The sequence below is a fragment of the Aquimonas voraii genome, from assembly GCF_900101825.1.
GTDB classification, from domain to species: domain Bacteria; phylum Pseudomonadota; class Gammaproteobacteria; order Xanthomonadales; family Xanthomonadaceae; genus Aquimonas; species Aquimonas voraii.
Map to the genome: position 1 here is coordinate 46,468 of NZ_FNAG01000009.1, position 14,229 is coordinate 60,696.

General features: G+C 68.4%; 13 protein-coding genes. 9 read left to right on the plus strand and 4 right to left on the minus strand.

From position 1 onward, the window contains the following. Positions 1-236 precede the first annotated feature (236 nt). On the plus strand, positions 237-1,433 hold the full coding sequence (locus tag BLP83_RS13405; RefSeq protein ID WP_091243712.1) for an IS4 family transposase: 1,197 nt from the start codon (positions 237-239) through the stop codon (positions 1,431-1,433). Positions 1,434-1,862: 429 nt separating this feature from the next. After that, the gene (locus BLP83_RS13410) at positions 1,863-2,999 is read left to right on the plus strand and encodes a serine hydrolase domain-containing protein (RefSeq protein WP_091243715.1); all 1,137 of its coding nucleotides are present in this window, start codon (positions 1,863-1,865) and stop codon (positions 2,997-2,999) included. Positions 3,000-3,283: 284 nt separating this feature from the next. Here BLP83_RS13410 and BLP83_RS13415 read toward each other — a convergent pair whose 3' ends face one another. Next, entirely contained in the window at positions 3,284-4,162 is an 879-nt protein-coding gene (locus tag BLP83_RS13415; protein WP_091243717.1) for an MBL fold metallo-hydrolase, read from the minus strand. Between the two features lie 21 nt (positions 4,163-4,183). After that, on the minus strand, positions 4,184-4,948 hold the full coding sequence (locus BLP83_RS13420; protein WP_091243720.1) for a sulfite exporter TauE/SafE family protein: 765 nt from the start codon (positions 4,946-4,948) through the stop codon (positions 4,184-4,186). A 232-nt stretch (positions 4,949-5,180) separates the two neighbouring features. On the opposite strand from BLP83_RS13420, the gene BLP83_RS13425 reads away from it, so the two are divergent. Next, a complete protein-coding gene (locus BLP83_RS13425) occupies positions 5,181-6,107 on the plus strand; it encodes a lytic transglycosylase domain-containing protein (protein WP_245680046.1) in 927 nt (308 codons plus the stop codon). Here the strand turns inward: BLP83_RS13425 and BLP83_RS13430 are convergent, their stop codons facing one another. Then, positions 6,108-7,205, minus strand: coding sequence for a S1C family serine protease (locus BLP83_RS13430; protein WP_245680047.1), 1,098 nt, complete (start codon positions 7,203-7,205; stop codon positions 6,108-6,110). 189 nt (positions 7,206-7,394) lie between these two features. On the opposite strand from BLP83_RS13430, the gene petA reads away from it, so the two are divergent. The 5 genes from petA to BLP83_RS13455 all read left to right on the plus strand — a co-directional run bounded on the left by petA (position 7,395) and on the right by BLP83_RS13455 (position 11,126). Beyond that, positions 7,395-7,994, plus strand: coding sequence for a ubiquinol-cytochrome c reductase iron-sulfur subunit (gene petA, locus BLP83_RS13435; protein ID WP_091243730.1), 600 nt, complete (start codon positions 7,395-7,397; stop codon positions 7,992-7,994). Beyond that, entirely contained in the window at positions 7,994-9,238 is a 1,245-nt protein-coding gene (locus BLP83_RS13440; RefSeq protein WP_091243735.1) for a cytochrome b, read from the plus strand. The genes petA and BLP83_RS13440 overlap by 1 nt, the downstream gene beginning before the upstream one ends. Continuing rightward, positions 9,231-9,965: a cytochrome c1 gene (locus tag BLP83_RS13445; protein WP_091243738.1), complete on the plus strand. Its 735-nt coding sequence runs from the start codon at positions 9,231-9,233 to the stop codon at positions 9,963-9,965. Before BLP83_RS13440 ends, BLP83_RS13445 begins: the two co-directional genes overlap by 8 nt. A gap of 79 nt (positions 9,966-10,044) precedes the next feature. Beyond that, positions 10,045-10,680, plus strand: coding sequence for a glutathione S-transferase N-terminal domain-containing protein (locus BLP83_RS13450; protein WP_091243741.1), 636 nt, complete (start codon positions 10,045-10,047; stop codon positions 10,678-10,680). Further along, positions 10,677-11,126: a ClpXP protease specificity-enhancing factor gene (locus tag BLP83_RS13455; protein WP_245680048.1), complete on the plus strand. Its 450-nt coding sequence runs from the start codon at positions 10,677-10,679 to the stop codon at positions 11,124-11,126. Before BLP83_RS13450 ends, BLP83_RS13455 begins: the two co-directional genes overlap by 4 nt. A 201-nt stretch (positions 11,127-11,327) precedes the next feature. Here the strand turns inward: BLP83_RS13455 and BLP83_RS13460 are convergent, their stop codons facing one another. Next, entirely contained in the window at positions 11,328-11,693 is a 366-nt protein-coding gene (locus BLP83_RS13460; RefSeq protein ID WP_091243744.1) for a DUF3301 domain-containing protein, read from the minus strand. Between the two features lie 157 nt (positions 11,694-11,850). Here BLP83_RS13460 and BLP83_RS13465 point away from each other — a divergent pair, with 157 nt between their 5' ends. Beyond that, on the plus strand, positions 11,851-14,199 hold the full coding sequence (locus tag BLP83_RS13465) for an SUMF1/EgtB/PvdO family nonheme iron enzyme (protein ID WP_143006678.1): 2,349 nt from the start codon (positions 11,851-11,853) through the stop codon (positions 14,197-14,199). Positions 14,200-14,229: the final 30 nt, after the last annotated feature.

The following is a 14,229-nucleotide window of genomic DNA, read 5'->3' on the forward strand; positions in this document are numbered from 1 at the left end:
GGCTGGGAATCGGGAGGCGGGAATCGGGAATCGGGAATCGGGAATCGGGAATCGGGAATCGGGAATCGGGAATCGGGAGGCGAGGCCGCCGTCCCCGCTGCATAGGGTGGGCCCTGGCCTGAGGTCTCCCCACAAAATTCCGGGCCTATCGCCGCGATTGCGGCTATCGTTCGGCCAAAACGGCGCGTGCATGACGCGGTTTTTTCCTCGGGGTATCGAAGCCTGAGGACCACGCCATGCACGCTTCAGCGATCTTACGCTGCTGTATTGGGGAAGCGCTCGACGCACTCCATTCGACCCGCTGCCGTCGCCTGCTCGATGCGGTTGAGGCCCTGGTGGCCGGACGTTGGCTGAGCCTGACGGAGTTGGCTCGGCAGTGGCCGGGCGCTGAGCGCATGCATGCACCGCTCAAGGCGCTGGACCGCCTGCTCAGCAACTCGCATCTGCACGCCGAGTCTGCGGATCTGCAGCGCGCCATGACGGCAAGGCTCCTGCAGGGCCTGCCGCGCCCGATGCTGCAGGTGGACTGGTCCACGCTGAAGCGGGATGGACGCTGGGCCCTGCTCCGTGCCTCGGTGGCCATGGGCGGACGCGCCATGCCGGTCTACGAGCAGGTGTTCGCCATCGAGCGCATGAACCAGCCCGAGGCGCAGCAGGCGTTCCTGAAGGAACTGGTCGAGGTGCTGCCCCCTGGGTGTCGTCCGATCCTCATCACCGATGCCGGGTTTCGCAGCGACTGGTTCCGCGCCGTGCAGGCCCAGGGCTGGGACTACCTCGGGCGACTGCGCAACAACACGCATGTCAGCCCACTCACGGTCGATGAGTGGCAGCCCTGCCAGACGCTGCATGCCTCGGCGCGGCCCCAGCCTGAGGACCTTGGACGACAGCGCATCGTCAAAGGTAAGCCCTGGATCTGCCGTCTGGTCCGCTATCGCGGCCGACGCACGGGGCGCGACAAATACACGCGCGCAGGCCGGCCCGAACAGGGCCACACCTCGAAGAAGGCGCGCCGGGCCGCACGCGAGCCTTGGCTGCTGGTGACCTCGCTCGACGCCGACACCCATTGCGCCGAACGCGTCGTCGCAGCCTATCGGACGCGCATGCAGATCGAAGAGGCCTTCCGTGACCTCAAGAGCCACCGCTACGGCGTGGGTTTCACCGACAGCCTGACCCGCAAGGCGAAGCGCGCGGGCGTGTTGCTGCTGCTGAACCGCTTGGCCAGCTTTGCCGCCTGGCTGATGGCCATCGCCGCACGGAACACCCGCAGCGCCGATCCGCTGGCCCGACAGAGGTCGCATCTGCACCGCTATTCGGCGTGGCGCAGGGGGATGGAGTGGTTGCGCATCAACCGCTTGCCGCGGGACATCCGAGACGGACTTGATGCCGCACTGTCCGCACTGATGGACCGTCATCGAGCGCTGGCGGAGCTCTGAAAAGTGGGGAGACCTCAGGCCCTGGCCCACCATGACGTGAGCGCTGGCTCCGGTTCGTCGAGCCCTCGTTTTCGGCAGATTCGCGCATGTATCCAAGAACGCTGGGCACCGCCGGTGCGGCGCTTACTGTGGGCCAGGGACCACCCTATGGGCTTGGCTTGGCCTTGAGCGCGCTTCGTCCGAGGGCTGGATGAGGGCGGGGCGTGCATCGGTGGGTTGACGGCAGAAGGGAATCGCACCGCCCGAAGGTCCCGCTCCCTCGCCGATACCGCGCGGGGACAGCGATTGAACGCGGCGCGTGGACGGATCTCTCGGGCCTTGAGCCGCCCGCGGGGCGAACCCGTCGCACTCCATGCATGCGCTGCGGTTCAGCCGGCGCCCATGCGCATGTTCTAGGCTCGCGTTCCCCGATCGTTCCGAGCCGAAGCCATGGTCCAGCCGCTGCATCGTCTTCTTGTGCTGGTCCTCGCCCTTCTGGGCGCGCAGGTCGCCGCGGCGGCCCTGCCTGACCTGGACGCCTTCGACCGGCACTTCCGCGACACCCTCGCCGAACAGGGCATTCCCGGCGGCGCCTACGCGGTGATCGCGCAGGGGCGCGTGCTGCGCGTGCAGGGTCACGGCCTGCGCGCGGTCGGCGGTTCCGATCCGGTCGATGCCGACACGGTGTTCCGCCTGGCTTCGGTGTCCAAGACCTTCGCCGGGCCGCTGGCGGTGCAGCTGGCGCAGGAGGGCCGGCTCGATCTTTCGGACTCGCTGGCGCAGCAGCTGCCGCAGCTGCGTTTCAAGCGCGCCGAGCTGAGCCAGCGCCTGCGCGTGGAGGATCTGCTGGGTCAGTCGACCGGGTTGGTGCCCAACGCCTACGACAACCTGATCGACGACGGGCTGGCGCTGGAGCGCATCCTGCCGCGCTTTCGCGAGCTGGATGCGATCTGTGCGCCGCGCAGCTGCTACAGCTACCAGAACATCGCCTTCGCCCAGGTCGAGCCCATCCTGGCTCGCGCCGGCGGGGCGGGCTACGCCGAACTGGTCGAGCGGCGCCTGTTCCGACCGCTGGGTATGCAGGGCGCCAGCTTTGGCCTCGATGCCTTGACTGCCGAATCGAACCACGCGCGTCCGCACCGGCGGGAGGCCGGGCGCTGGGTGGAAGCGGAACTCAAGCCCGGCTACTACCAGCTCGCCCCGGCGGCCGGCATCAACGCCAGTGCCCGCGATCTCGGGCAGTGGCTGCTGGCGCAGATGGGCGGCCAGCCGGACGCGCTGTCACCCGCGGTGGTCGCGACCGTGACCACACCGCGGGTGCGCACGCCGCGCGAGCTCAAGCGCCGGTTATGGGGTCAGCTGCTCGACGAGGCGCATTACGCGCTTGGCTGGCGCGTCTACCGCATCGGCGAGTCGCCGCTGAACTACCACAGCGGCTGGGTCAAGGGTTACGTGGCCGAGATCGCCTGGTCACCCACCCACCAGATCGGCCTTGCTCTGTTGCTGAACGCCGAAAGCCCGGCGATCGGGCGGATCAGCACGGCCTTCTGGGCGCAGGTCCATGACCGGCCGGTGCCGACGCCGTGAGGCGCCTCGGGCTTAGCGCCGCGCGCTGGCCGTGTGGCGCGACTTCGGAAGCGCAGCCTGCTCAGGTCGCGGGCCTGCGCTGGCAAGCACCCGACCAGCACCGCCGCCTCGTCGTCGGCCTGCCCTGCGCGTGTCGGTGCTCAGCGGCCGGCTGAACTACGCCAAGAGAGTGCCTGCCTCGCGTCGGTGTGTCCCAGTGGCCGGAGGGCACTGCCATGACGCCCATCGCCCTGCACGCCGATTCCGAATCCCCAATCCCGAATCCCGAATCCCGAGTCCCGGCTTCAAACCGGCACCCCCGGAAACTGGTCCAGCGGCAACTTGAGGTAGCGCACGCCGTTGTCCTCCGGTTCCGGCAGCTGGCCGGCGCGGATGTTGATCTGCACCGATGGCAGGATGAGGCGCGGCATGGGCAGGGTGGCGTCGCGGGCTTCGCGCATGGCGACAAACTCGGCCTCGCTGCGGCCCGCGCCGACATGGATGTTGGCAGCGCGCTGTTCACCGACGGTGGTCTCGCAGGCGGCGGGGCGGCCGCCGGGCGAGTAGTCGTGGCAGACGAACAGCCGGGTGTCGTCCGGCAGGACGAACAGACGCTGGACCGACTGATAGAGCCTGGCGGCACTGCCGCCGGGGAAGTCACAGCGGGCGCTGCCGCCGTCGGGCATGAACAGGGTGTCGCCGACGAACACGGCATCGCCAATGCGGTAGCTGACGCTGTCATTGGTGTGGCCTGGGGTGGCGAGCACCTCCACCGTCAGACCGCCGATCGCGAAGCGCTCGCCGTCAGCGAAAAGATGGTCGAACTGCGAGCCGTCGACCGGGAAGTGCTCGCCCAGGTTGAAGATCTTGCGGAAGGTGGCCTGCACCTGGCGGATGCCCTCGCCGATCGCCAGGCGCGCGCCGGGACACTGCGCGCGCAGCCAGTGGCCGGCCGAGAGATGGTCGGCATGCGCATGCGTTTCGAGTATCCATTCGAGGCGCAGCCCGCGCTCGCGCAGGGCATCCAGCACTTTCTGCGCTGAACGGGTCGCGGTATTGCCCGATTTCGGATCGAAGTCGAGCACCGGGTCGATCACGGCGGCGGCGCCGCTGGCCGGATCGCTGACCAGGTAGGTCCAGGTGCAGCTGTCGTCGTCGAAAAAGGGCTGGACGTGGGGATTCATGGGCGCTCCGGGAGGTGCGGATCAGAACAGCTGCGGTGCCGTGCGGAGGATGATGTAGACGCCCATCAGCACCAGGAAGGCGGCGAAGGCGCGTTTCAGGGTCTGCTGAGGCAGGCGGCTGGCCAGCTGCATTCCGAGCAGGGTGCCGGCGGCGCCAATCGCGATGAACACGCCGATGAGCTGCCAGTCGAGCTGCAGGCCCTGCTTCTCGAGCACCGGCAGGTAGCCGAGGAAGCCGGTGAAGGACTTCATCGCGATGATCCACAGGCTGGTGCCGATCGCCTTCTGCATCGACAGGCGCCCGAGCAGCACCAGGGCCGGAACGATCAGGAAACCGCCGCCGACGCCGACCAGGCCGGTGATCGCGCCCACCGCGAGGCCGTCACCAACGATGGCCAGCCGACCGCGAGGCGCACGCGCGTCGGTCGACGCGGACGCAGGGCTGCGGAACATCATCACTGCAGCCAGCAGCATCACCACTGCGAACAGGGCAAGCTGCGCGGCACCGGAAAACCATTGAGAAGCCCAGGCGCCCGCCCAAGTGCCGGCCATGCCGGGCAGGCCGAACCAGAGCAGGCTGCGCAGGTCGACCTGGCGCTTCAGCGTCCAGGGTAGGGCCCCTGCCAGGGCGATGCCGCCGACGATCGCCAGCGAGCCGGCGATCGCAAGCTTCTCGGGTTGGCCTACCAGATAGACCAGAATCGGCACGGTGAGTATCGAACCGCCGGACCCGAGCAGGCCGAGTGCTAGACCGATCAGGAGAGCGCCGAACAGGGCGAGCAGCATGGGGAAGATCCGCCGGCGGGAACGGCGGCTATTATATTAGTAAAATCTAAAATAATGGAACCCGCCGCGCCGCCCGCAGTCGGAGTGCCGCCAGCGGATTCGACTTGGCAGCCTTGCCCGCGTGGCCGACACTGGTGACATGCCCCCGACTCCAGCCACTCCATTTCTTCCCGCGCGCCCCACGTCCGCTCGCACCGTCGAGGCGCATGGCCGGGGCCCGCTGCGGGGGCTCATGCTGCTGGTGCTCGCGGCCACCGCTCCGGCCCATGCCTCCACTCTGTTCCGCTGCACCGGCGAGCAGGGCGAGACCGTCTTCACCTCGGATGCGGCGGGCTATCGCGACTGCAAGCGCCTGCACGTGCCCAGCACCCTGAACTCGGGGCAGGTGGGGGGCGCGCCTGTCGCCCGGCCCAGCGCCCCTGCGGCCGTGACTCCAACTACCCCGGATGCCGTGCCGCCAGCAGCGGCGGTCGGCGTGCCTACGGCGGCGCCGGAGCGCAGGGTGGAGTTCCGCACCCGCAGCGACGGCGCCGAGATCGCCGCGCCGCGCGACGCGCAGGCCAGCGGCGCCCGGGTTTCGCGCGGGTCGGTGTACCGCTACGAGCGCGACGGCGTCGTCCACTACACCAACCGCCGGCCCGCCGGCCAGCGCGTGGAGGTGCTCTTCAGCTACATGGAAACCTGCTACGCCTGCTCGGTCAGCAGCAGCGTCGACTTCAATGCGGTTGGCCTGAATCTCACCGCCTATGCCGAGGAGGTACGCTCGGCGGCGGCCCTGCATGGGGTCGAGGAGGCCTTCGTGCGCGCCGTGATCCACGCCGAGTCGGCGTTCAAGCTCAACGCCCTGTCGAACAAGGGGGCGCAGGGTCTGATGCAGCTGATGCCCGACACTGCCGCGCGCTTCGGGGTTGCCGACCCGTTCTCGGCCCGCGACAACATCCACGGCGGCACCGCCTATCTGGCCTGGCTGCTCAAGCGATTCGATGGCGACTTCCGCCTCGCAGCGGCCGGCTACAACGCGGGCGAGGGCGCGGTGGACCGTTTCGACGGCGTACCGCCCTACGAAGAGACCCAAGTCTTCGTCGAACGTGTCGGCATCCTGCTGTCGAGGTATCGCACCGAACTCGCTGCGATCGCGCGCAGCGAGGGACAGGGTTGATCAGCGCGAAGCACTCGGGCGCTGGATCAGATCAAGCGTGGCGACGAAGGGCACGCCGGCACGCAGCCCGGCCACCTCCACCTTGCTGCCGGGGGCTTTGCCAGCTTCGCGTCCACGCAGGGCGGCCTGGTCCGTGATGGTTTCGCCGTCGAAGCTCAACAGCACATCGCCTGGCCTCAGTCCGGCGATGTGAGCAGGGCCTCCCACATAGACCTCGGTCAGCGCCACGCCGCGCGGGACGAACGCGTCCACGCTGCCCGGCAGCACGGGGGCATCGCCGTACTCGGCGCCCATCCAACCGCGGGTGACAACCCCGCTGTCGCGGATCTGACTGAACACGTCGGCGGCCACACGCATGGGGATGGCGAAACCGATGCCCTCCGCGCCGTTGCGGCGTCCGAGCACGAAGGTGTTGATCCCGACCAGCTGGCCCTGTGAATTGACCAGGGCGCCGCCGCTGTTGCCTTCGTTGATCGCGGCGTCGGTCTGGATGAACTCCTCTTCGATCGCTTGGTTGAGCGGAGTGCGCCCCAGCCCCGAGACGATGCCCAGAGTCACGGTCTGACTCAGCCCGAGCGCATTGCCGATCGCCAACACCACGTCACCGACCTCCAGCGGGATGGCAGGATCGAGGCTCAGGGCCGGCAGGCCGCTGCCCTCGACCTTGAGTACGGCGAGATCGGTTTCGGCGTCGCTGCCGACCACCCGGGCGTCGGTGACGCGCCCGTCCCAGAGGGCGATCCGGATCTGGTCGGCACCGGTGATGACGTGATGGTTGGTCAACACGTAACCGTCCTGGCTGACGATCACCCCGGAGCCAAGGATCGGCTCACGGCGCCTCACCGTGGGCCCTACCGTGAGGCCGGAAAAACGCTGGGTGATCGGGTCGGGCGGCAGCAACACACGCTCGGTGACGATACGGTTTGCGTACAGGCTGACCACCGCTGGCGACGCGCGCTTCACCGCCGAGGCGTAGCTGCTCGGCCCAACGGAGGGCTGAGCGCCATTGCCCCTCAGCCGGTCAGCGAGGCCCGGCGCGAAATGCAGTACGACGAAGGCCAGGGCCAGCCCGGCGATCGCGCTCTGCAGGAGGAACAACGGGACTCGGACGGGGCGGGGCATGGGTGGGCCGGCACTTGGGCAGGCGGCATTGTGCCCTGCGTCGATGGCGCGCGCAGCCCGCGCGCGTTGTCGCTGGGTTCAGCCATCCGCTACACTACGCCGCTTTGCAAGGCCAGCCGAGCCGGCCTTGTCACCGATCCCCCTTGCGCAAGTGCGGAGAGCCGTATGGCTAACCAAGGCGTCAACCCAGGCCGCCGCCGCTTCCTGACCGCCACCACCGCCGTGGTGGGTGGCGCCGGAGCGATCGCGGCCGCCGTGCCCTTCATCGCATCCTGGCAGCCGAGCGCCCGCGCCGAGCTGGCAGGTGCTCCGGTCACCGAGAACATTTCCAAGCTCGAGCCCGGCCAGCGTCTTACGCTGACGTGGCGCGGCCAGCCGGTGTTCGTGATCCGGCGCACCCCCCAGCATTTGCAGGAGCTGCCCGGCCTCGACGGCCGCCTGCGCGACCCCAACTCGGACGTCGTGGATCAACAGCCCGCCTACGCCAAGAACGAGCACCGTTCGATCAAGCCCGAGTATCTCGTGCTGGTCGGTTTGTGCACGCACCTGGGCTGCGTGCCGCTGTTCCGGCCGGAAGTGCAGGCCGAGCCCTTTGATGCCGACTGGAAGGGCGGTTTCTACTGCCCCTGCCACAACTCGCGCTTCGACATGGCCGGTCGTGTGTTCGAGGGCGTGCCCGCGCCCACCAACCTGCGCGTGCCGCCTTACCACTTCGTCGACGACAACACGCTGATCATCGGCGTGGATCCGAAGGGAGCCGCGTGATGTCCAACCTGATCAACCGCACCGTCGAGAACGTCACCCAGTGGGTCGACGAGCGCGCCCCCGGCCTCAAGGGCGCTTACAACAAGCATGTCGGCCAGTACTACGCGCCGAAGAATTTCAACGTCTGGTACTACTTCGGCTCGCTGGCCATGCTGGTGCTGGTCAACCAGATCGTCACCGGCATCTGGCTGACGATGAACTACAAGCCGTCCGCGGCCGAGGCCTTCGCCTCGGTCGAGTACATCATGCGCGACGTCGAGTGGGGCTGGCTGATCCGCTACATGCACTCCACCGGCGCTTCGCTGTTCTTCGTGGTGGTGTACCTGCACATGTTCCGTGGCCTGGTCTACGGCAGCTCGCAGAAGCCTCGTGAGCTGGTGTGGGTGATCGGGGTGGCCATCTTCCTGGTGCTGATGGCCGAAGCCTTCCTCGGCTACGTGCTGCCCTGGGGGCAGATGAGCTATCACGGCGCCCAGGTGATCATCAACCTGTTTGGCGCGGTGCCGGTCATCGGCGGCGACCTGACCGAGTGGATCCGCGGTGACTTCCTGGTCTCCGACGCCACCCTCAACCGCTTCTTCGCCCTGCACGTGATCGCCCTGCCGCTGGTCCTGCTGCTGCTGGTGGTGCTGCACTTGGGCGCCCTGCACGAGGTCGGCTCGAACAACCCCGACGGCGTTGACATCAAGAAAAAGAAGGGCGAGGACGGCAAGCCGCTGGACGGCATCCCCTTCCACCCCTACTACACGGTCAAGGACCTGTTCGGTGCGGGCTTCTTCCTCACCATCGCCGCCTTCATCGTGTTCTTTGCCCCGACCTTTGGCGACCTGTTCCTCGAGTACGACAACTTCATCCCCGCGAACCCGATGGTCACGCCGGACCACATCAAGCCGGTGTGGTACTTCACCCCCTACTACGCGATGCTGCGCGCCGTACCTGACAAGCTGGCGGGCGTGATCATCATGGGCGGTGCGGTGATGATCCTGTTCCTGCTGCCCTGGCTGGACCGCAGCCCCGTCCGCTCGGTTCGCTACCGCGGCCTGCTGTCGAAGGTGCTGATCGGCATCTTCGTGGTCGCCTTCGTCAGCCTGGCGTGGCTGGGCCTGCAGTCCGGCAGCGAGATGCAGACGCTGATGGCGCGCATCTTCACGATCTACTACTTCGCGTTCTTCCTCTTGATGCCGCTGTGGACCCGCTGGGATTCCTACAAGCCGGTGCCGGAACGGGTGACCACCCATGATTAAGCGTCTCTACTCGCTGGCGCTCGGCGCCGTGCTGCTGGCCGCGACCGGCGTTTCCCAGGCCGCAGCCGGCGGCGCCCCGATCCTGGAAAGCCACGTCAACATCGGTGACCGAGCCTCGCTGCAGCGCGGCGCGGCCCTGTTCATGAACTACTGTGCGGGCTGTCACTCCCTCGGCTACCAGCGCTATTCGCGCACGGCAAAGGATCTGGGCCTCACCGAAGAGCAGGTGATGTCCTACCTGAACTTCACGGGCGCCAAGTTCGGCGAACACATGAACGCGTCGATGGATCCCGCCGACGGCGCGGCCTGGTTCGGCAAGGCGCCGCCGGATCTGTCCCTGGTGGCGCGTGCCAAGCCCGGTGGCCCGGATTGGACCTACACCTTCCTCAAGTCCTTCTACGTGGACGAAACCCGTCCAGCCGGCTGGAACAACACGGTGCTGGTCGGCGCTTCGATGCCGAACGTGCTGTGGAACCTGCAGGGCTCCCAGCGCGCCGTCTACGGCGAGCACGGCGAGATCACCGGCTTCGAGCTGGCGCCCGCGGGCAGCCAGAGCCCGGAGGAGTTCGACCGCACCATCCGCGATATCACTGCCTTTCTCACCTATGTGGGCGAGCCGGCTGCGCTGAAGCGCGAAGCCTATGGCGTGTGGGTTATCCTCTTCCTCGCGGTCTTCACTTTCCTCGCCTGGCTGCTCAAGACTGAGTACTGGCGCGACGTTCACTGAGGTGAGCTGACCGTATGGCGGCCGGTGTCCCAAGTGGCACCGGCCGAACCCTGATCTGCGTGGGTAAGGGGGATACGGGATGGCTTCGAGTTCGCGTCTGCGCAACGCGCTGACCCTGTTTTCGGCTCGCGACTGCGCGACCTGTCACCGGATACGGCTGGTGCTGGCAGCCAAGGGTGTCAGCTACGAGCTGGTGGCCGTAGATCCCGGGCATCCGCCCGAGGATCTGCTTGATCTCAATCCCACCCTGAGCCTTCCTACGCTCGCCGATCGCGATCTGGTCCTCTACTCCGCCTCGGTGCTGAGCGAGTACATCGACGAGCGCTATCCACACCCTCCCCTGATGCCGATCGACCCGCTCTCGCGTGCCCGACTGCGGCTTGCCATGCTACGGCTGGAGCAGGAGTGGGTGCCCGAGCTCGAAGCGATTGGAGCTTCCAGCAAGGCCGAGGCGGAAGCGGCGCGAAAGCGCATGCGCGAACTGGTGATGGCCTCCCTGCCCCTGTTCAAGGCCTCGCGCTTCTTCCTGAACACTGAACTTTCCCTGGCCGACTGCGCGCTGGCCCCGATCCTTTGGCGCCTGCCGGCGGCAGGCATCGACCTCGCTCGCGAGGCGAAGCCGATCGAAGACTACGCGCAGCGGATCTTCCGTAGCCCTCTCTTCGCACGCAGCCTGATGCCGGAGGAGCGCCACTACCGCGAGCTGCCTGCATGAACAACGCTGTCCCGCCCGCCACGCCGCGCATGAGCTCGAACCGCCCCTACCTGTTGCGGGCGATGTACGACTGGATCACCGACAACGGCCTGACCCCCTACCTGTTGGTCGATGCGCAGCAGCCGGGCGTGCAGGTGCCTGCCTTCGCCGTGAAGGACGGCAAGGTGGTGCTCAATATCGCGATGCGTGCGGTCGATCAGCTCGATCTCGGCAACGACCGCATCCGCTTCCAGGCGCGCTTCTCCGGCGCCAGCCACGCCCTGTCGATCCCGCTGGCGGCGGTAGAGGCGATCTACGCCCAGGAGAACGGGCAGGGCATGATGCTGCCTCCCGACGATCCCGCCTTCACCGAGCCCGCCGCGGAGTCAGCCGCCGAGCCGACCCAATCCGCGCCCGAAGGCGACGAGCCGCCGCCGAAGCGCTCCCATCTTCGCGTCATCAAGTGATTCACCCGGCCGCGCTCACGCAAAGAAATCGCGCGGCCACGCCCTGGCCGTGAACCGCTCGAAGCGGTCGCTGCGGCCGATTCGATGCCCGGCGCACAGGTCCGAACGACCCGCTACCTGTAGGACGGCTCGACGCCGAGGCCACTTGCGTGCTGCGCGCAGGCTGAGAGCCGGCACAGGTGCTGGTTCGGGTGCGGCAAGTCAGCCCCAGTGACCGAAGCTGCGCGGCGCGATGGTTGGGCGGACCTCGGCCGGCGGCGTTGCCAGCGGTTCTGGCGCCGTAATCCACAGCAGCCTGAGCCCATGTAGAGCGAGCGCGCCACTGGCCCGATCGCTGCCTTCGCGGCTGTAGTCGAAGCGGTACTGGCGCACCACGCCCAGGCGGCCGTCCTCGGAGCGCTTCAGTGCCAGCTTGACCAGGGCCACGGAATGGTCGAGCAGCTGCACGCCCGCGCGCTCGCAGGCCTCAAGGCCGTGCCGACGCGCCACCTCGGCGGCGTCGCGCGCGCGCGCCCAAGCGTAGAGGCCCAGGCCAAGCAGGATCAGAAGAACCAGGGTCGTATCCATCGGCCAAGTGTGTGGGCGCCTGACTGCGGCCGCAAGGCGCCGGACCCTCAAGAGCACCTTCCCTTGACCGCACTCGCCCACCCATGTGCCAAAGAGCGCACGGCGACCTGTGCAACCAAATGTAAGATCGGCGCCTACGGATTGGATTCACGGGTGCGTGGTGCAGGCAGTGGAGATCGAGGGCTACCGGATCGAGGACGCCGGCGCGGCATCGCAGGGCGTGCAGCTGCTGCGCGCGCGCCAGCTGGTCAACGATTCCCCGGTACTGCTGCAGCTCTGGGACGGCCCCGTGCAGCCGGCGCAGCAGGCGATCCGACAGCTCGCCGTCCTTCGCCATCCTGGGCTCGCCACCGTGCTCGATGTCGGCGAGACCGTAGATGGGCGGGCCTACGCCGCGCTGGCCGTGGCCGACGGTCAGAGCCTGCGGCAACGCCTCGCGCAGGGCCTGGACCTCGGCGACAGCCTCAGTCTGATGCGTCGGCTGGCCCTGATCCTGCGTTTCATGGAGTCGCGCTGTCCCCTGCCGCCGGTTCTGGATCCTGCCGAGGTGTTCGCCGACGCACAGGGGCGGCCGCTGCTGACCCGACTGCTGCCACCGTCGACAGGCTCGACCAGCCCGCGTCCGCTGCAGCGCCTGCTCGCGCTCGGCTTCGAGGCCCTCACCGGGCGGCCGCCCGTCGCAGCCGAACTGCGTCTGCCCGAATACCTGGCGCGCTGGCAGCCGCTGTTCGATCTCGATCCCTCAGCTGCGGGCGTCGGCGAATTCCTCGCCGTGCTGGACCAGCTGGAGGGCAAGCCCGCGGCTGCGCCCCCGCCTGCTGCTCCGCCGGCCGTCCAAACCCCCGCGCCCCCGCAAGCACGCAAGCCGGTGCTCGCGGAAGCGAAGCTGCCGCCGGCTCCTAAATCCGCGCCCGCGCCGCCAGCGAGCGCACCGCGGCCCCGGCCACCGACCGCCGCCGCCCCCGCGGCTGCGGCCACGCAGGGCGCGGACGTGCACGCAGACGAACGCCGCACCGCGCCGAGCAGAAGGTTGGAAGCCTTGGCGGGCCCGGCGGATCCGGCGCGGCCATCTATGCACGAGGCCGCGCCACCGCCACCTTCGCGCATTCCCCTACTTCTGGCTGCCGGTCTCGCCCTGCCTTTGCTTGGCGGCCTGCTGTGGTGGGGGCTGGCCCGCACACCGAGCCCGCCGGCCCCGGTGGCGCGGGTCCAGCAAGCGGTACCCCCTTCCCCGGTGTCCTCTGCTCGGTTGGCGGAACGTCCCCTTGAAGCCGAGGCCTCCGGATCGGCCCTGGGCTTCCAGCCGCCGGATCCGGACGCTGACTGGATTCCGACCTCGCCGGTCGATCTCGATCTCGCCGCCCTGCCGACGGTCGAGGACCCACTGGAACGCCTGCTGCTGCTGGCGCGCACGAATCTGCAGGCGGGGCGGCTGGTGGCGCCGCCGGGCCGTAACGCTCTCGATCGCTACCTGCAGGCCCTGCGCATCGAGACGGAGAACCGCGCCGTCCAGCAGGGCATCGCGGAGCTCGCCGCACTGTGTCTGCGTCAGGCCGTGGACGCGCAGGATTTTGATCCCAAGCTCGTCGCTCTCGACTGCGTGGATCGCGTCGCCGCAGCGCATCCGGCGGCTGCTGGCGTGCAGCAGGAGGCCTCGCGCTATCGACAGGCTGAGCATGACCGCGCCGTGCTGTCGGGGCGCGAGGCCCTCGCGGCTTGGCGTGGCCGCGAGGCCATCGAGCAGTTCGAGCGGGCAAAGCGGCTTCGCCCGGAGTCGCGTGAAGCGCAGGCCGGCTTGAGCGAGGCCACGGCGCTGGGCCGTCCGGGCTATCGTTTCCGGGACGCACTGCAGGCGGGAGGCCATGGGCCCGAAATGGTCGTGCTCAAGGGCCTCGCCTGGGGCGTCAGCGAAGTCCGGATCAACGAATTCGAAGCCTATTGGGAGGCCGCCGGTCGGGCCCGCTTCGGCACCGAGCTGCCGGCCTGCCGTGACCGGGAATCGCTGCTGCGCAGCTCGCGCAAGCGCGACTGGCGTGATCCCGACTTCCCGCAGGCGCCGGATCATCCGGTAGCCTGCGTCAGTTTTGCGATGGCCCAGCACTACGCCGAATGGCTGAGCACTGCGAGCGGTCAAAGCTATCGCCTGCCCAGTCTTGCTGAATGGCGGTCGGTGGCGGCAGCGCCGCCGACCGACTGCGGGGCCAACCTGCGCGACCAGACTGCCGCGAGGGTCTGGAACGCCCGCGATGCGGCTGCCTGCAGCGATGGTCAGGCCTACACCTCGCCGGTCGGTGCGGCTGGGGAGCACAGCGGGCTGCTGGGGCTCTGGGGCAATGTCGCAGAGTGGCTGGTGGACTGTGCGGGCGGCAACTGCCGCCAGCGCCTGGCTGCGGGCGGCAGCTGGTTCAGCTCCTCAACTGATCTGGAGCCACGTGGCTTTGCAGCGGAACCGGCCTTCACTACCATCGGAATCCGCGTGGTGCGTGACATCCCGCCGCGCGAATGAACCTGGCCGCTTTCCCGGCCAGCCCAAAAT

Excerpts from the sequence above, each read along its gene's own strand:
- BLP83_RS13445 (WP_091243738.1), top strand. The coding sequence starts at position 9,231 with ATGATTAAGCGTCTCTACTCGCTGGCGCTCGGCGCCGTGCTGCTGGCC.
- BLP83_RS13450 (WP_091243741.1), top strand. The coding sequence starts at position 10,045 with ATGGCTTCGAGTTCGCGTCTGCGCAACGCGCTGACCCTGTTTTCGGCT.
- BLP83_RS13425 (WP_245680046.1), top strand. The coding sequence starts at position 5,181 with ATGCTGCTGGTGCTCGCGGCCACCGCTCCGGCCCATGCCTCCACTCTG.
- BLP83_RS13460 (WP_091243744.1), bottom strand. The coding sequence starts at position 11,693 with ATGGATACGACCCTGGTTCTTCTGATCCTGCTTGGCCTGGGCCTCTAC.
- BLP83_RS13415 (WP_091243717.1), bottom strand. The coding sequence starts at position 4,162 with ATGAATCCCCACGTCCAGCCCTTTTTCGACGACGACAGCTGCACCTGG.
- BLP83_RS13455 (WP_245680048.1), top strand. The coding sequence starts at position 10,677 with ATGAACAACGCTGTCCCGCCCGCCACGCCGCGCATGAGCTCGAACCGC.
- BLP83_RS13405 (WP_091243712.1), top strand. The coding sequence starts at position 237 with ATGCACGCTTCAGCGATCTTACGCTGCTGTATTGGGGAAGCGCTCGAC.
- BLP83_RS13410 (WP_091243715.1), top strand. The coding sequence starts at position 1,863 with ATGGTCCAGCCGCTGCATCGTCTTCTTGTGCTGGTCCTCGCCCTTCTG.
- petA (WP_091243730.1), top strand. The coding sequence starts at position 7,395 with ATGGCTAACCAAGGCGTCAACCCAGGCCGCCGCCGCTTCCTGACCGCC.
- BLP83_RS13440 (WP_091243735.1), top strand. The coding sequence starts at position 7,994 with ATGTCCAACCTGATCAACCGCACCGTCGAGAACGTCACCCAGTGGGTC.
- BLP83_RS13420 (WP_091243720.1), bottom strand. The coding sequence starts at position 4,948 with ATGCTGCTCGCCCTGTTCGGCGCTCTCCTGATCGGTCTAGCACTCGGC.